Source organism: Serratia aquatilis (assembly GCF_044865145.1).
Lineage (GTDB): Bacteria > Pseudomonadota > Gammaproteobacteria > Enterobacterales > Enterobacteriaceae > Chania > Chania aquatilis.
Window position 1 is genome coordinate 4,153,569 of the sequence record NZ_CP173186.1, and the last position, 16,930, is coordinate 4,170,498.

Genomic DNA, 16,930 nt, shown 5'->3' on the forward strand with positions numbered 1-16,930 from the left:
ATGAGCACTGAAGCCCCGACCCCAACCAGCAAATTGCCCGGTCTCAGCACCACAATTTTTACTCAAATGAGTGCACTGGCGCAGCAGCATCAAGCAATCAACCTGTCACAGGGATTTCCAGATTTTGATGGCCCGGCATATTTGAAAGAGCGCTTGAATTGGCACGTCAGCCAGGGGGCCAACCAATATGCACCGATGACCGGTGTCGCCGCGCTACGTGAAGCTATTGCAGATAAAACCGCCCAGCTTTATGGCTGGCAGCCGGATGCCAATAGCGAGGTAACTATCACCGCCGGGGCTACCGAGGCCTTATTCGCCGCGATCAGTGCTCTGGTACGCCCCGGCGACGAAGTGATTTGTTTCGATCCAAGCTACGACAGCTATGCCCCTGCGGTGCAACTTTGCGGAGGCATACTCAAGCGAATCGCCCTGCAACCTCCCGCCTTCAAAGTGGATTGGCCAGGCTTCACCGAGCAGCTTTCGCCCCGTACCCGGTTGGTGATCCTGAATACCCCGCAGAATCCCTCGGCTACAGCCTGGGCGGTAGAGGATATGCAGCAATTGTGGGCAGCCATCGCGCAGCAGGAAATTTACATCCTGAGTGACGAAGTCTATGAACACATCTGCTTTGCCAAAGGTGGGCATGCCAGCGTGCTGGCCCACCCACAGCTGCGCCAGCGTGCTATCGCTGTCTCATCATTTGGTAAAACCTTCCATATGACCGGCTGGAAAGTGGGCTACTGTGTGGCTCCTAGAGCGTTGAGCACAGAAGTGCGCAAGGTCCACCAATATCTGACATTCTCGGTAAATACCCCTGCACAACTGGCACTGGCCGATATGCTGCGTGCCGAACCTGAACACTGGCAACAGTTGTCAGCGTTCTACCGTGCTAAACGCGATCGTTTTATACAGGCACTGGCTAACAGCCGGCTGGAAATACTTCCCTGCGAAGGAACATACTTCTTACTGGCGGATTACAGCGCCATTTCCGATCTGGATGACGTGGCTTTCTGCCATTGGTTAACCGAGTACGCCGGGGTAGCGGCAATCCCACTATCCGTTTTCTGTGCTGAGCCTTTTCCACATAAATTAATCCGGCTGTGCTTCGCTAAACAAGATGCAACGTTGAATAGCGCGGCGGAGAAGCTATGTCGACTCTAAAAATCGCCCTGTTACAGTAGCCACTGTTCTGACGACAGGGTGTGGCCAACCGTTGCAAGTTCGATGCCTATTTATCTGCCATAGCCCAGCGCGATCTGATCGTACTGCTGGAAATGTTTACTACTGGATACGAGTGAAAGCGCTCTGCCCAAATAGCAGGTTATAGGCTGGCTACACACTTGGCCGTGAAAACAGATGCGTTAATCAGCGGCAGTTTGGCGCTGAAAACACCAGAAGGTGCCGTTAACCGTTTCTTGTTGGTTGAGCCCGGTGGCAAAGTGCATTTCAATGATAAACGCTACCTGTTCCGTATAGCTGGGGAGCACCTACATTTTCATGCAGGGAAACTGCGCACGATTGCGGTGTAGAAATCACAAAGAGATATAAAGACAAAGCCCCGAGTTATCGCTAACTCAGGGCTTCTTAATAGTGGCGGAACGGACGGGGCTCGAACCCGCGACCCCCTGCGTGACAGGCAGGTATTCTAACCAACTGAACTACCGCTCCACAAACTGTTCCCCTGTGAGGGAACGAGGCGAATATTACGGTTGCCCCTGCATTCCGTCAACGTATTTTCTTATAAAAAGAGTCGTTTGCACAGTTTTTCAACGGAGGCTGCGGCATTTTAGCGCGTTCAAGGCCTTTTCACACTGAATACGCTATTATTCAGCCTCTGTACGCCACAGGCAACTCCCCCCTTTCTTGGCTACCAGATCCAGGCGCTCCTCATGAGCACGCAATTCGTTATCGCTGGCATACACCACTTTCATTGCCGTTGCAGGCCTTACGATCCGTTGAATTTCCTGCGTTGAATCCGTTTGCTGAGTATCCCCCTCCATTTGGAAGGCCATCGAGGTTTGCCCCCCGGTCATCGCCAGATAGACTTCGGCCAGGATCTCGGCATCGAGCAGAGCGCCGTGAAGCGTTCGTTTGCTGTTATCTATCTCATAGCGGCCACACAGCGCATCAAGGTTGTTACGCTTGCCTGGAAACAGGCGACGAGCCATCAATAGGCTGTCGGTTATGGTGCAGAAGGTTTCCGTCTTCGGGATATTCTGCTGCAGCATACGGAACTCGTGGTCCATAAAGCCGATATCGAACGCCGCATTATGAATGACTAACTCACTGCCCCGAATAAAATCCAGAAACTCATCGGCGATTTGATCAAAAGTTGGCTTATCTGCCAGGAATTCATCGCTGATACCATGAACACCATAGGCTTCAGGATCCACCAGCCGATCTGGCTTGACGTAAACGTGGTAGTTTCGCCCGGTAAAGCGACGGTTGATCACCTCAACGGCGCCGATCTCGATGATGCGGTGGCCCTCGTAGTGAACCCCTAATTTGTTCATACCGGTGGTTTCGGTATCAAGAACAATCTGTCTGGTTGGTGTAGAGATCATATTGCAGTGCTCATAGCGCTCGTTTATGTCAGACTTGGCCTTTATAAAACTGATAGGAAGAGTCTACCAGAGATGCTCAAACAGGTAGAAATTTTCACCGATGGATCTTGCCTCGGTAATCCGGGCCCCGGTGGCTACGGCGCAATTTTGCGGTACAAGCAACACGAAAAAATGTTCAGTGCGGGCTTCCGCTTGACTACCAACAACCGTATGGAGTTAATGGCGGCCATTGTCGCACTCGAAGCGTTGACTACACCTTGTGAAGTGATATTGAGCACCGATAGCCAATATGTCCGTCAAGGTATCACCAATTGGATCCATAACTGGAAAAAACGTGGCTGGAAAACAACCGATAAAAAGCCGGTGAAGAACGTCGATCTTTGGCAGCGTCTGGATTTAGCTATTGGCGACCATACCATCCGTTGGGAGTGGGTCAAAGGCCATGCCGGCCACCCGGAAAACGAACGCTGTGATGTGCTGGCGCGCGATGCGGCCGGTAACCCGACGCAAGATGACTTGGGCTATCAGCCTGAGGCTTAAGGGGCATTACCCGGTTTGCGGTAACTCTTGGTTGCCCCCACCGCGCGGCTGAGGGAAGGCTTCCTTACACCGAATTTCATCGGTGTTGGCGTGAGTGGCAGGGTTCTCTTCCGTGCCACAATAACGCTCAGGCAACCAAGCGCCGGCAAGTGGGTGCCCAGGAAAGTACCTCCTTTTCGCTGCCAGGGAAGCACATGGAAACGCGACTGCTCCATCACTTCATAATTCAGCAGGCTGAGCCAGTCCAGCAAACGCATCTGGCTAAACATCCGGCTGACATAAGGCTGGCGCTGGCGTAATCCTGGGATCAGTTTGCCTAGCCCCAGTAAACTGAAAGGGTTAAAAGTACTGATAATCAACCAGCCATCATCAATCATCACCCGGTCAATCTCTCGCAACATGCGGTGCGGATTGTCGGCATAAGAGAGCGTATGGGCCAACAGGCAGGCATCAACCGATTTTGCGGCAAAGGGCAATTGGTATGGGTCTGCCAGTACATCAAGATTGCTACCTTGCAAACCGACTTTAACCTGATGCGAAATAACACACTTTTCAGTGTCCAGCGCGGCGCTGAGATTACCGATTTTCAGTAGGTGGAAACCAAACAGTTTTGGCCACCAGGGTTGCAACTGCTGCTCAAGCGCCCCACGATAGTATTCCCCCCACGGCAACTCAGCCCATGAGTGTGGGCTAGTGAGATTTTGCAGAGTATGGGCTGGTTTCATGATTTATTTTCTTCTTTCAAGCCGTTGCCAACGAGAGGTTTACTATGAATCTTATCAGCATTCCTGCTTTTCAGGACAATTACATTTGGCTATTGGATAATCAGCAAGGGCACTGTGTTATCGTCGACCCCGGAGACGCAGCCCCTGTTCTGGAGGCATTGTCCCGCCAGCATCTCACCCCCGATGCTATATTGCTGACCCACCATCACAACGATCACGTTGGCGGCGTGGCGGGGATTACTGCTCAATATCCAAAGTTGGCTGTCTATGGACCACAAGAAACTGCGACCAAGGGCTCAAATCGCATTGTCAACGATGGCGATGTTGTCAAGATTAATGGGTTTCAGTTCACAACAATTGCTGTTCCCGGCCATACCCTGGGTCATGTTGCATTCTACAGTGCACCTTATATTTTCTGCGGGGACACCCTGTTTTCTGCAGGCTGCGGCAGGCTTTTTGAAGGGACAGCAGAGCAAATGTACCACTCATTTCAACGACTCGCGCAACTTCCCGATGAAACCTTAATTTGTTGCGCACACGAATATACTCTGTCGAATCTTAAGTTTGCGCGGGCTATTTTGCCACAAGATCGAGAAATTGAAACATATCAGCAACAAGTTGAGATGTTACGCGCAAAAGGCACACCTAGCGTCCCCACAACTCTACAATTAGAGCGTAGAATTAATCTCTTTTTACGCTGCCATGATACTGATTTACAAAAAGAAATAGGCTTTCACTTGCCACCACAAACACTTCATTCGGTTTTTTCTGAATTACGCCTACGAAAGGACCGCTTCTAACCTTTTAGTTGTGTTTTTTTGCGAAGCAAAGTATTATTGCTCGTCTTTTAAGCAACTAAATTGACACACATATGAAGACTAAAGCGATAATTCTCGCCTCGGTCTTGCTAGTAGGTTGCCAGGCGTCCAAGCAGGGCGTATCGGTACCAGAACAGCATGCACAGAGTTTGTCTTCGGCAGGTCAAGAAGGTGAAGCAGGAGAGTACACAGCGAATGGTCGAGCGAGCTCGGCGCAGTGGCTAAGCAATAGCGGTGCCGCGCAAAAAGACCTGTGGAACTTCATTAGCGACGAGCTGAAGATGGAGGTTCCGGATAATTACCGGATCCGTGAGCAAAAAAGAAAGTATCTAAACAGTAAGAGCTATCTCCACGATGTAACATTACGGGCAGAGCCGTACATGTACTGGATTGTCGGGCAGATTAAGAAACGTAATATGCCGATGGAACTGGTACTGCTACCCATAGTGGAGAGCGCTTTTGACCCACACGCCACGTCACATGCCAATGCCGCAGGGTTATGGCAGATCGTGCCTCAAACGGGTCGCAATTATGGTTTGAAGAACAACCAGTGGTATGACGGGCGGCGTGATGTTGTTGCCTCGACAACCGCAGCGCTTGATATGTTGCAACGGTTAAACCGCATGTTTGACGGCGACTGGTTACTGACCATCGCGGCTTACAACAGCGGTGAGGGCCGTGTAATGCAAGCGGTTAAGGCAAATAAACGCCAAGGTAGGTCTACTGAGTTCTGGGCATTGTCGCTTCCACGTGAAACGTCGATCTATGTCCCTAAAATGCTGGCCCTAAGCGATATTATTAAGCACAGCAAAAAGTACGGCATCAGGTTACCGAAAACTGATGAAACCCGTGCACTGGCGCGGATTGATGTCGGGCAGCAGATCGAACTCACTCAGGCGGCTGAGATGGCTGGGCTTTCAATTACCAAAATGAAAGCTTATAACCCTGGTTACAAGAAAGGCGTAACCGCACCTAACGGGCCCCATTACATCATGGTTCCCAAGGGGCATGCCGATCAATTGAAAGACTCGTTGGCCGATGGGCAAATTACTGTACCCAAGGTCAGTCAATTGGCCAAAAACAGCGGCCTATCTGGCGGAAGTGCGTATAAAGTTCGTTCAGGTGATACGTTATCCACTATCGCCAAGCGGTTGAATGTCAAGACCAGCGATCTGCAGAACTGGAACAACTTGCGTGGTAAAAGCAAGCTTAAGATTGGGCAAAGCCTGCAGGTAGCAAACAATACGAGCAACAGCAGCAAGAGTGCTAAGACTAGCAAAGTTAGCAATACTCGAAAAAATGACAGCAGTATTACCTATAAGGTCCGTAAAGGTGATTCGCTGGCCAGTATTGCGCGCCGACACGGTGTTGATATTAACGACGTAAAGCGCTGGAACTCAGCACTTGCCAAAGCCAGTCGTCTGCAGCCAGGTCTTAACCTGACCTTGTTCGTGAACAACAAGACATCGCCTGATAGCTAAATCTAGGCACAAAGAGCATTTTAAAGCATCCTTCGGGATGCTTTTTTATTGTCTGTCTATTTTACCAAACCGGCTTATCGGCTTCTGGATGGAACTCTACCAGCAACGGATTGTGATCTGAGGCTTTAGTCACCAATACCGATGCCTGCGCCACACCAAGATTACGGTAAAAGATGAAGTCCAACGGGCGACCAAACGCTTTGCTGCGATGATCATGGGGGAAATTAACCTCGTGCAAACACATGTCACCAGCAAACTGATATAACGCATTGATGCGCTTGCGGCTCCAGGCATTGAAATCCCCAGCCATGATCACCGGCCCTTTATGGCTGGCGATCTGTTCCCCTATTGGCCCCAACTGTTTACTGTAAACATCAACCCCTAAGCTGAAGTTCACCGCATGGATATTTACCACCATCAGAAGTTGATCACTGTAAAGCGGGTAAACGGTAATCAATGCAGACTTGGACAGACGTAGCAATGGCTCACGTTCGCGCAACGGGCAACAATAAACCGGATGCGCAGCAGCCAGCGTCATGACTCCCGAGGGGTGCTGCGGCAATACAAAAGCAGGTACCTGATCGGCCGCTAGATAGTTGGAGGTGGCAAAATTGACCAATTCAGGCGTGGTCTGCGCTTCCTGCAATAGAACCAGTTGGGCATCTTTACCGTAGTTCTTCAATACAGAAAGCCAATCGGCACGTTGTTGCTTGAAAATATTCCACACCATCACTCGCAGCACGCTGGATGATGGCAGCGCCGCCCCGAGGGGTAACGGCTGGTTGAGAGCACCAGGGAAAACTCGCTCAACTGGTTGACCTGCAACATACCTCATTGCATAAGTTCGTTTCGGCACGTTATTCGCCTATTTCGCATTCGTATGAAACTGGCAGCAGTATTGCCACAGTTAATGAAATGATTATACGCCTGCATCGCCCAGCCAGCATGGCATTTAGGGAATACATTACCTCTTGTTATAGGGGTGAGCTTGGCTGATTTCAATCGGTTAAACGTATATGTCTGTAAAGGTTGGCCTTGAAGAGCGCTTTATGCGAATAACCCCGCAAGTTTTGACCGTGAAAATCGATGGAACAGAATTTATATCGTTTGTTGCCGCGAACGCCGCCGTAGGCCATACAGCGGATCCTGTTCCTCTGAAACCACATTGTGTCACCGTCAGCTTGGCAAATGTTGCAACCAAAATGCGCTGGGTGTTTGATCACCCAGTTTTTTCTGCGGCCACTGTTCATTAAAGCTAGCACATATAGCCTGCAATATGGCATCCAGCGATCCATTTTTGGCCACAGGTAACAATTCTGCGAGAGAGACATCCAACCGCAATACCAGTTCCATCTGTGGTGAAGGGGCTTGCCTCAGCGTCACCCCTTGCGCAATACACCATTGCTGCAGCGGGTAGGTTTCAGATTCACTATTGCCAAACAGCTTTTTATTTTCAGTCTCAATAGATTGTATATCACCAGGGCAAAGCTGAAACACTTCCTTCAGCCAATTAACCACCAGCATCGGTGACGCTCCCGCAAACGCACGCGCACTTAACCAGCCACTGACTTGCTCCTGTGCCCACAAGATATGTTGCTCCCCACCATCTTCAGCCAACAGGCTGACCCTCTGATAAAAAAGAGAAAGATTTCCCGGCAACTCACCCGCTTTAAGCGCCTTCTTACCGCGCAATATTTTATTTTCGTCTTCACTACGCTGGCCCACGCCACGTAAGTAACGGTCCAATCCAGCTCGGGAGATCGGCTGTAGCATGCCTTGATTGACTATTACCAGCATTTCATCCAGCGGCAACTGTAACTTTTGTCTCAGCCAGTTGATCAGTTGGCTTTGTTCATCCGTTAATACTTTACGAACATTTTTTGGCTTGGTATGACGATCGGTAACATCCTGCCGCTGACGCCAGCGGCGCACTGTGGCCACAGAAATACCCAGTTCTTGCGCCAATACACGGTCGCTTTTGTCAGATTTTTGGATATAGCGCCGCACCCGTGGCGTAGTGGTCGCATTTGCATGCAGCTTGATTTCCATGGTTTGTCCTGTGCTAAAAACGATACTTTATGATAACCAATCTTGTGAGATATTTTATAATTTTGCGTCACACTGTGAACTATTTCACCTTTCTATAAAATCCATTCACTGATAATCCAAATCGATAAATCATCAAACCTACCCTCTTATCTAATAAGCACACTTACGGGGTTCACCATGAACAATGTTCTGGGATTTCTTGAAGCCAAGCTCATGCCTCTGGCAGCGAAAGCCGCGCAGCAGAGACATTTGTGCGCAATCCGCGGTGCCTATGTTTCTTTTATGCCGTTCATTATTGTTGGCTCAATCCTGCTGGTCATTTCTTCGTTTCCTAACCAGAGCTATCAGCAGTTTATGACCGGCCTATTCGGTGCCAGTTGGAGCAATATCATTGAGATCCCGTTTAACGCGGTATTCTCCACCATGTCACTGTTCGTCAGCTTTCTCACTGCTTACCGTCTGGCTGAACATTACGAAGAAGATCGGATCTCCAGCGGTATTCTGGCTTTGGTATGTTTTCTGATCCTTACACCATTTATCAAGGTAGAAGCGCTGGGCAACATCACCGTGATCCCAACAGAGTGGATAGGCAGCAAAGGTCTGTTTGTGGCGATGATCGGTTCACTGCTGTGGACTGAGCTGTTCTGTTACCTGAAACGCCGTAATGTAATCATCAAAATGCCAGAAGGCGTTCCTCCTGCGGTACAGGAATCTTTCGCAGCCCTTTTACCGGCGCTTTTCGTGATTATTCTGGTGCTGGCAATCCGTATTTTGTTCGAGCACACCTCTTATCAAACCATTCATCAGTTTATTTATGACGTTGTAGCTACGCCGGTACGCCACTTTGGGACCTCCTACGTTGGCGCACTGTTGACGGTGCTGAGTATCACTATTCTGTGGTCGGTTGGTATCAACTCTGGTTCTATGGTCAACGGCATCATTCGCCCACTGTGGATGGAAAACCAAACAGACAATATTGCGGCTATTCAGGCTGGCGTAACCCCCCCACACATCATTACAGAACAGTTCTTCGATATGATCTGGATGGGCGGTGCCGGAGCAACCCTGTCACTGGTGATCGCTATTCTGTTTTTCGCCCGCAGTAAAAGTATCCGCGAAGTCGGACGTTTAGGAGCCGGTGCTTCGATCTTCAATATTAATGAGCCGATCCTGTTTGGCCTGCCGGTGATCATGAATCCAATCATGCTGATCCCATTCAATCTGGTGCCAATAGTGTTGGTTACCGTGCAATACGTAGCAATGAAACTGGGTGCAGTCGCCGTTACCACCGGTGTATTCATTCCATGGACGCTACCACCAGTTATCAGCGGGTTCATCGTAACTGGCCATCTGAGCGGTAGCCTGATGCAGATCGTCAATCTGTTTATTGGTGCCATGCTCTATCTGCCTTTCCTACGCATTCTAGACAAACAGTATCGCCAGAGCGAAGCACAGTAATGCCAGAGATCAATCGCGCTGTTAAAGGCGACAAACGTTATCGGCTAATTATCAGGAGTATGACATGTGGGGAATGATTGCAACCTGGCGTATGGCACTGGAAGGGGTAACTGAAGCCAGCGAAGCGCTTAAACATGGTGCAAGCGCCGCACAAAGCGTTGTGAGCGCAGTTGCCAACGTAGAGGACTTCCCATTCTACAAATCAGTGGGTTATGGCGGGTTACCTACCGAAAACGGTGAGGTAGAACTGGATGCTGCCTTTATGGATGGAGATACTCTTGCCTTTGGTGCCGTCGGTAATCTGGTGGATATTGCGAACCCGGTGAAAGTTGCACAGGCCTTGAGTCGCGAGCGTTTTAACAGTGTTCTGGTTGGAACCGGAGCACGCGAATGGGCACTTAGCCAAGGCTTTGCCGACAAGAAAATGCTCACCGAGCGAGCCACACAGCACTACAGCAAGCGGTGCCGAGAAACCATCGATAAAGGTCTTAGCCCATATGATGGCCATGACACCGTCGGTATTATCAGCCTGGATCAGCAAGGTTCAATGAGCGTGGCAACTTCAACCAGTGGGCTGTTCATGAAGCGCCGTGGCCGCCTAGGTGATTCGCCAGTGATTGGTTCTGGTTTCTACTGCGATAGCCAAATCGGTGCTGCGACTGCGACTGGTGTGGGCGAGGATTTGATGAAGGGTTGCACCAGTTATGAAATTGTCCGCCGAATGCAGCAAGGCATGTCGCCACAGCAGGCGGCGGACTCAGTAGTGTTTGAGCTGGAGGACAAACTGATTTCCCGCTTTGGTCGGGTGGGCGATCTTTCGGTGGTCTGCATGAATCGGCAAGGTGAGTTCGGTATCTCCACCAATATTAAAACCTTCTCTTTCGTGGCTGCCAGCGCCACTCTGCCACCCACCGTATTTCTGGCGGAGCGCCGAGCTGAGCATACTCACTTCACTCCAGCCAGTGAGCAATGGCTGCAGGAATATGCTCAACGTATTCGCGCTCCGATTGAGGAAATTCATTATGATTAATTACCAGCTAGTGATCGAGATACCTGAGCTGGATCTCAACAGCCACGTAATTAGCCATGCAGCAAGTCACTTGCTGCAACTCCCATTCAATAGCGATTTGTTACAGGCTCTGCAAGCCAAAGCCCATAGTCAAACCGCAGATTGCCTCTATGGTTGTGCTCCGGCAGGTCGCATTACTCTGCTCCCCGAAAAATTGTGGCACGACGCACAAACCAATACTCTTACAGCAGCATTGCGTTCATTACTGCGTAGTCCAACGAGTTCTCGGCTGATCGTTGACTGCACATTGTTTGATGACAGCAATAGAGCAGTTATGTGCCATCTACTGCACTTTCTGTTCAATCAGGATTATCAGTTAAGCGACCTGGGTTTTAAGAGGGAAGCAACTGTACCCACACCGCGCATCCAGCAGTTGGTTTTCTTCTGTCTGCCCGAACAGTTGGCAACACTGCAAACCTGTGTCCCACAAGCTGCCGCCGCTGCAATGGGAATGATGGCAGCACGTCGCCTCTCTGATGTGCCAAGCGACCGCTGTACCCCGGCATTTTTTGCCAGCGAGGTAGCGAGCCAGATAGCACAATACCCAAGCCTGAGCTGCGAAGTGCTGGATGAACAGCAAATAGCCCAGCAAGGTCTTGGCCTGCTGCAAGCGGTGGGTAAAGGCGCTGTTAACCCTCCGCGCCTGGTAGTCATACGTTATCAGGGGAGTGACGACGGCCCATTCAGCGCCTACGTTGGTAAAGGCATCACTTTTGATACCGGTGGCTTGTGGCTCAAGAGTGGCGATGGCATGTACACCATGAAGTACGACATGTGTGGCGCTGCAAACGTATTTGGTTTAATGCTGGCAGTAGCAGAACTGAAGTTGCCTGTACGATTGGTTGGCGTGCTTGCTCTGGCAGAAAATATGGTTGGTCCAGCGGCAATGCGCCCTGGCGATGTAGTAACCAGCTACAGCGGGTTAACAGTTGAAATCAACAACACCGATGCAGAAGGACGATTGGTGCTGGCCGATGCCATCGCTTATGGCAGCAAGCTCTCCAACGGAGGTCAGCAGCCGGAATACGTGGTCGATCTGGCGACGCTTACCGGCGCAGTGGTCAAAGCATTGGGTTACGATCTCAGTGGGTTGATGACCGAGAATGAGTTATTGCGCAGCACTCTCACTAAAGCTGGGTTACGCAGCGGCGATCCTGTGTGGTCATTACCGTTGGATGCCCGTTTCAGTAAACAGGTAGAAAGCAATATTGCCGATTTGTGCAATACCCCAACCAACAATGCGGCTATCAGTACTTCTGCTGCCTATTTCCTCAGCCGTTTCTGCCCTGCGGATATCCCCTGGGCACACCTTGATATCAGCGGCAGTGCACTTTGGCGAGAAAACGGCCACAGTGTGGCATCAGGCCGACCCATTCCACTTTTAGTCCAGCATCTGCTGGAACGTCTGGAGAATTAATATGAAAAAGATCCTGTTAGTGTGTGATTTAGGTATGTCCACCAGTCTGATGGTGAAGAAAATGCAGGAAGCAGCCAAGGCACGTGGCATCAATGCAGAGATCTGTGCCAAATCGATACGTGATTATAAAACCGCAGTTGCAGAGTTCGACGTCGCGTTGCTAGGGCCACAGATCCGTTATAAGTTGGCCGAGTGCGAGAAGATCGCCAATCAGCACAATAAAAAAATCGCCTGTATCGATATGATGGCCTACGGCACCATGAAAGGGGATAAGGTCTTAGATCAAGCATTAGCATTGATCGAGGAAGCCTGAAATGGATCTGGAAAACGAAGTTATGGAGCTGATCGCCAATGCTGGCTATGCCCGAAGCCTAGTGTTTCAAGCCATACGCTGTGCTCGTGAAGACGAGGATTTCACGCAGGCCGAACAATATATGCAGGAGGCGCAAGAAGCGCTCTCTGGTGCTCATCACGTTCAAACCAAGCTGATAGAAATGGATGAGGGAAGCGGTAAAATCCCGGTTCATTTGGTAATGGTACACGCGCAGGATCACTTGATGAACGCGATTATGTTGATGGAAATGGGGCGTGAGATCATCGCGTTGCACCAAAAAATCGCTCGCTAGGAATAAGCTGGCTGTCTGTAGCAATAGAGCTACAGACAGCTGCGACATTAATCCCAGTTTGGTGCCAAACCTTCCGGACTAACCAGACGCTCATTGCGTTCTAGTACAGCAATTTCCTCCATCTCAGCTTCTGTCAACGTCAGCTTCGTTTCCATAGATTTGTGCAGTATCGATAGCACGATAACCCAGTTCCAAAGCCGTGCTCACGGAATCTATGACTACTTGATCTTGTAGTCGGAAAGTACCCAAACCAAATGTAGGGATGCCCATAATTTTATTCTCTCAGTTTGTCGATAAAAACAGTATGGGAAGATTATGGCAGCGGTTTTGTTGATCAAAAATACGCTATTGAGCATAAGAATTTTGATTTTAAAGCAATAATAGACAGGCAATGAATGCCGATTAGGGAAGGCTAATTAGCTGGAATCGAAAAATTTGTATATGAAAAAGCCCTGAGTCATAGACTCAGGGCTTATCAATTAAGTGGCGGAACGGACGGGGCTCGAACCCGCGACCCCCTGCGTGACAGGCAGGTATTCTAACCAACTGAACTACCGCTCCACCGATTCTTTTACGTTGCATCTTTCGATGCCGGCAAAACCGCTCTTGGCGATCCTGCTCATTACCAGGTGTCACTCTGATAACGTTGTTTGATGCCTGGCAGTGTCCTACTCTCGCATGGGGAGACCCCACACTACCATCGGCGCTACGGCGTTTCACTTCTGAGTTCGGCATGGGATCAGGTGGGACCACCGCGCTATGGCCGCCAGGCAAATTCGTTTCATTCCAACCGCTTCACGCTCACTCGCGTACAGCCATCAGAACCAATCTAGGAACTTCGCTGAAAATCTTTCTCTCTCAAATCCAAAACACCTTCGGTGTTGTAAGGTTAAGCCTCACGGATCATTAGTACTGGTTAGCTCAATGCATCGCTGCACTTACACACCCAGCCTATCAACGTCTTAGTCTTAAACGTTCCTTCAGGGACCTTAAAGGCCCAGGGAAGACTCATCTCGAGGCAAGTTTCGCGCTTAGATGCTTTCAGCGCTTATCTTTTCCGCACTTAGCTACCGGGCAGTGCCATTGGCATGACAACCCGAACACCAGTGGTGCGTTCACTCCGGTCCTCTCGTACTAGGAGCAACCCCTCTCAATCTTCCAACGCCCACGGCAGATAGGGACCGAACTGTCTCACGACGTTCTAAACCCAGCTCGCGTACCACTTTAAATGGCGAACAGCCATACCCTTGGGACCTACTTCAGCCCCAGGATGTGATGAGCCGACATCGAGGTGCCAAACACCGCCGTCGATATGAACTCTTGGGCGGTATCAGCCTGTTATCCCCGGAGTACCTTTTATCCGTTGAGCGATGGCCCTTCCATTCAGAACCACCGGATCACTAAGACCTACTTTCGTACCTGCTCGAGCCGTCACTCTCGCAGTCAAGCTAGCTTATGCCTTTGCACTAACCTCACGATGTCCGACCGTGATTAGCTAACCTTCGTGCTCCTCCGTTACTCTTTGGGAGGAGACCGCCCCAGTCAAACTACCCACCAGACACTGTCCTCACCCCGGATTACGGGGCCGAGTTAGAACATCAAACATTAAAGGGTGGTATTTCAAGGTTGGCTCCATGCAGACTGGCGTCCACACTTCAAAGCCTCCCACCTATCCTACACATCAAGGCTCAATGTTCAGTGTCAAGCTATAGTAAAGGTTCACGGGGTCTTTCCGTCTTGCCGCGGGTACACTGCATCTTCACAGCGAGTTCAATTTCACTGAGTCTCGGGTGGAGACAGCCTGGCCATCATTACGCCATTCGTGCAGGTCGGAACTTACCCGACAAGGAATTTCGCTACCTTAGGACCGTTATAGTTACGGCCGCCGTTTACTGGGGCTTCGATCAAGAGCTTCGCGTTGCCGCTAACCCCATCAATTAACCTTCCAGCACCGGGCAGGCGTCACACCGTATACGTCCACTTTCGTGTTTGCACAGTGCTGTGTTTTTATTAAACAGTTGCAGCCAGCTGGTATCTGCGACTGGCTTCAGCTCCGAGAGCAAGTCTCTTCACCTACGCGCCAGCGTGCCTTCTCCCGAAGTTACGGCACCATTTTGCCTAGTTCCTTCACCCGAGTTCTCTCAAGCGCCTGAGTATTCTCTACCTGACCACCTGTGTCGGTTTGGGGTACGATTTGATGTTACCTGATGCTTAGAGGCTTTTCCTGGAAGCTTGGCATCAACCACTTCGCCACCGTAGTGACTCGTCATCACGCCTCAGGGTTGATATGCAACCGGATTTACCAGGTCACACCCCCTACACGCTTAAACCGGGACAACCGTCGCCCGGCTAGCCTAGCCTTCTCCGTCCCCCCTTCGCAGTAACACCGAGTACAGGAATATTAACCTGTTTCCCATCGACTACGCCTTTCGGCCTCGCCTTAGGGGTCGACTCACCCTGCCCCGATTAACGTTGGACAGGAACCCTTGGTCTTCCGGCGAGCGGGCTTTTCACCCGCTTTATCGTTACTTATGTCAGCATTCGCACTTCTGATACCTCCAGCAGACCTCACAGTCCACCTTCAACGGCTTACAGAACGCTCCCCTACCCAACAACGCCTAAGCGTCGCTGCCGCAGCTTCGGTGCATGGTTTAGCCCCGTTACATCTTCCGCGCAGGCCGACTCGACCAGTGAGCTATTACGCTTTCTTTAAATGATGGCTGCTTCTAAGCCAACATCCTGGCTGTCTATGCCTTCCCACATCGTTTCCCACTTAACCATGACTTTGGGACCTTAGCTGGCGGTCTGGGTTGTTTCCCTCTTCACGACGGACGTTAGCACCCGCCGTGTGTCTCCCGTGATAACATTCTTCGGTATTCGGAGTTTGCATCGGGTTGGTAAGCCGGGATGGCCCCCTAGCCGAAACAGTGCTCTACCCCCGAAGATGAGTTCACGAGGCGCTACCTAAATAGCTTTCGGGGAGAACCAGCTATCTCCCGGTTTGATTGGCCTTTCACCCCCAGCCACAAGTCATCCGCTAATTTTTCAACATTAGTCGGTTCGGTCCTCCAGTTAGTGTTACCCAACCTTCAACCTGCCCATGGCTAGATCACCGGGTTTCGGGTCTATACCTTGCAACTATTCGCCCAGTTAAGACTCGGTTTCCCTACGGCTCCCCTATACGGTTAACCTTGCTACAAAATATAAGTCGCTGACCCATTATACAAAAGGTACGCAGTCACCCCCATTAAGAAGGCTCCCACTGCTTGTACGTACACGGTTTCAGGTTCTATTTCACTCCCCTCGCCGGGGTTCTTTTCGCCTTTCCCTCACGGTACTGGTTCACTATCGGTCAGTCAGGAGTATTTAGCCTTGGAGGATGGTCCCCCCATATTCAGACAGGATGTCACGTGTCCCGCCCTACTCATCGAACTCACAGGATGTGCATTTTAGTGTACGGGGCTATCACCCTTTACTGCGCGACTTTCCAGACGCTTCCACTAACACACACCCTGATTCAGGTTCTGGGCTGTTCCCCGTTCGCTCGCCGCTACTGGGGGAATCTCGGTTGATTTCTTTTCCTCGGGGTACTTAGATGTTTCAGTTCCCCCGGTTCGCCTCGTTAAGCTATGTATTCACTTAACGATAGTGCAACGAATTGCACTGGGTTTCCCCATTCGGGTATTGCCGGTTGTAACGCTTCATATCAGCTTACCGACACTTATCGCAGATTAGCACGCCCTTCATCGCCTCTGACTGCCTAGGCATCCACCGTGTACGCTTAGTCACTTAACCTCACAACCCGAAGGTGTCTTTCGACGCACTTCGTGCTGTAAACATTTGAGAGACTCTCTGACAGGTTAGTTCTTATCTCAATAGTTCTACGGAGAGATAAGTTTCAGCTGTCAGGTTTCAATTTTCAGCTTGTTCCAGATTGTTAAAGAGCAATATCTTAAACATGACTTGGAAGTCATCTTTAAGATATTCGGTGATAATGTCTTTCACTCATTATCGGATTGGCGTCCCCAAGGGGATTCGAACCCCTGTTACAGCCGTGAAAGGGCAGTGTCCTAGGCCTCTAGACGATGGGGACCCGAAATTCGCTTATCGGATCAGTGATCCGATAATTTCGGGTAAAGGTGAGATTTTTCAAGAAAAATCGAGCGCCATTGTGGTTTGTCAC

13 protein-coding genes, 3 tRNA genes, 2 rRNA genes and 2 pseudogenes are annotated in these 16,930 nt (G+C 50.4%); 10 read left to right on the forward strand and 10 right to left on the reverse strand.

Annotated features, from left to right (window positions below; translation table 11 throughout):
- Both SAQUA_RS18740 and SAQUA_RS18745 read left to right on the forward strand, forming a co-directional pair.
- On the forward strand, nucleotides 1-1,161 hold the full coding sequence (locus SAQUA_RS18740) for a pyridoxal phosphate-dependent aminotransferase (protein ID WP_380679075.1): 1,161 nt from the start codon (nucleotides 1-3) through the stop codon (nucleotides 1,159-1,161).
- Nucleotides 1,162-1,184: 23 nt separating this feature from the next.
- Nucleotides 1,185-1,520: pseudogene (locus SAQUA_RS18745) on the forward strand (amidohydrolase); the annotation flags it as partial.
- 71 nt (nucleotides 1,521-1,591) lie between these two features.
- Here the strand turns inward: SAQUA_RS18745 and SAQUA_RS18750 are convergent.
- Nucleotides 1,592-1,668 (reverse strand) — tRNA-Asp (locus SAQUA_RS18750).
- A gap of 155 nt (nucleotides 1,669-1,823) precedes the next feature.
- On the reverse strand, nucleotides 1,824-2,564 hold the full coding sequence (gene dnaQ / locus SAQUA_RS18755; protein WP_380679078.1) for a DNA polymerase III subunit epsilon: 741 nt from the start codon (nucleotides 2,562-2,564) through the stop codon (nucleotides 1,824-1,826).
- Between the two features lie 72 nt (nucleotides 2,565-2,636).
- On the opposite strand from dnaQ, the gene rnhA reads away from it, so the two are divergent.
- On the forward strand, nucleotides 2,637-3,104 hold the full coding sequence (gene rnhA, locus SAQUA_RS18760; RefSeq protein ID WP_380679081.1) for a ribonuclease HI: 468 nt from the start codon (nucleotides 2,637-2,639) through the stop codon (nucleotides 3,102-3,104).
- On the opposite strand, the gene SAQUA_RS18765 is transcribed toward rnhA, so the two are convergent.
- The gene (locus tag SAQUA_RS18765) at nucleotides 3,101-3,829 is read right to left on the reverse strand and encodes a class I SAM-dependent methyltransferase (RefSeq protein ID WP_380679084.1); all 729 of its coding nucleotides are present in this window, start codon (nucleotides 3,827-3,829) and stop codon (nucleotides 3,101-3,103) included. The two genes, rnhA and SAQUA_RS18765, sit on opposite strands and share 4 nt — an antisense overlap.
- Before the next feature lie 44 nt (nucleotides 3,830-3,873).
- On the opposite strand from SAQUA_RS18765, the gene gloB reads away from it, so the two are divergent.
- Nucleotides 3,874-4,629: a hydroxyacylglutathione hydrolase gene (gene gloB / locus SAQUA_RS18770; RefSeq protein ID WP_380679087.1), complete on the forward strand. Its 756-nt coding sequence runs from the start codon at nucleotides 3,874-3,876 to the stop codon at nucleotides 4,627-4,629.
- A 71-nt stretch (nucleotides 4,630-4,700) separates the two neighbouring features.
- Complete coding sequence (gene mltD / locus SAQUA_RS18775) at nucleotides 4,701-6,128, forward strand: murein transglycosylase D (protein WP_380679091.1); 1,428 nt, start codon at nucleotides 4,701-4,703, stop codon at nucleotides 6,126-6,128.
- A gap of 61 nt (nucleotides 6,129-6,189) precedes the next feature.
- On the opposite strand, the gene SAQUA_RS18780 is transcribed toward mltD, so the two are convergent.
- Entirely contained in the window at nucleotides 6,190-6,963 is a 774-nt protein-coding gene (locus tag SAQUA_RS18780) for an endonuclease/exonuclease/phosphatase family protein (protein ID WP_404413093.1), read from the reverse strand.
- Nucleotides 6,964-7,304: 341 nt separating this feature from the next.
- A complete protein-coding gene (locus SAQUA_RS18785; protein WP_380679097.1) occupies nucleotides 7,305-8,177 on the reverse strand; it encodes a hypothetical protein in 873 nt (290 codons plus the stop codon).
- A gap of 177 nt (nucleotides 8,178-8,354) precedes the next feature.
- Here SAQUA_RS18785 and SAQUA_RS18790 point away from each other — a divergent pair, with 177 nt between their 5' ends.
- The 5 genes from SAQUA_RS18790 to SAQUA_RS18810 all read left to right on the forward strand — a co-directional run bounded on the left by SAQUA_RS18790 (nucleotide 8,355) and on the right by SAQUA_RS18810 (nucleotide 12,747).
- The gene (locus SAQUA_RS18790; RefSeq protein ID WP_380679100.1) at nucleotides 8,355-9,635 is read left to right on the forward strand and encodes a PTS sugar transporter subunit IIC; all 1,281 of its coding nucleotides are present in this window, start codon (nucleotides 8,355-8,357) and stop codon (nucleotides 9,633-9,635) included.
- Nucleotides 9,636-9,699: 64 nt separating this feature from the next.
- Nucleotides 9,700-10,665, forward strand: a complete 966-nt coding sequence (locus SAQUA_RS18795) for a N(4)-(beta-N-acetylglucosaminyl)-L-asparaginase (RefSeq protein WP_380679103.1) — start codon at nucleotides 9,700-9,702, stop codon at nucleotides 10,663-10,665.
- Nucleotides 10,658-12,121 carry a M17 family metallopeptidase gene (locus SAQUA_RS18800; RefSeq protein WP_380679106.1) on the forward strand — a complete coding sequence of 488 codons (1,464 nt, stop codon included), beginning with the start codon at nucleotides 10,658-10,660 and terminating at the stop codon, nucleotides 12,119-12,121. Before SAQUA_RS18795 ends, SAQUA_RS18800 begins: the two co-directional genes overlap by 8 nt.
- A gap of 1 nt (nucleotide 12,122) precedes the next feature.
- Complete coding sequence (locus tag SAQUA_RS18805; RefSeq protein ID WP_380679109.1) at nucleotides 12,123-12,434, forward strand: PTS sugar transporter subunit IIB; 312 nt, start codon at nucleotides 12,123-12,125, stop codon at nucleotides 12,432-12,434.
- Between the two features lies 1 nt (nucleotide 12,435).
- Nucleotides 12,436-12,747 (forward strand): PTS lactose/cellobiose transporter subunit IIA, encoded by a 312-nt coding sequence (locus SAQUA_RS18810; RefSeq protein WP_380679112.1) that lies wholly within the window; start codon nucleotides 12,436-12,438, stop codon nucleotides 12,745-12,747.
- Nucleotides 12,748-12,873: 126 nt separating this feature from the next.
- Here the strand turns inward: SAQUA_RS18810 and SAQUA_RS18815 are convergent.
- The 5 genes and pseudogenes from SAQUA_RS18815 to SAQUA_RS18835 form a co-directional block, all read right to left on the reverse strand.
- Nucleotides 12,874-13,017, reverse strand: a pseudogene (locus SAQUA_RS18815) (aldo/keto reductase); the annotation flags it as partial.
- 214 nt (nucleotides 13,018-13,231) lie between these two features.
- Nucleotides 13,232-13,308, reverse strand: a tRNA-Asp gene (locus tag SAQUA_RS18820).
- Nucleotides 13,309-13,402: 94 nt separating this feature from the next.
- Nucleotides 13,403-13,518 (reverse strand): 5S ribosomal RNA (gene rrf / locus SAQUA_RS18825).
- A gap of 114 nt (nucleotides 13,519-13,632) precedes the next feature.
- A 23S ribosomal RNA gene (locus SAQUA_RS18830) occupies nucleotides 13,633-16,542 on the reverse strand.
- A gap of 222 nt (nucleotides 16,543-16,764) precedes the next feature.
- A tRNA-Glu gene (locus tag SAQUA_RS18835) sits at nucleotides 16,765-16,840 on the reverse strand.
- Nucleotides 16,841-16,930: the final 90 nt, after the last annotated feature.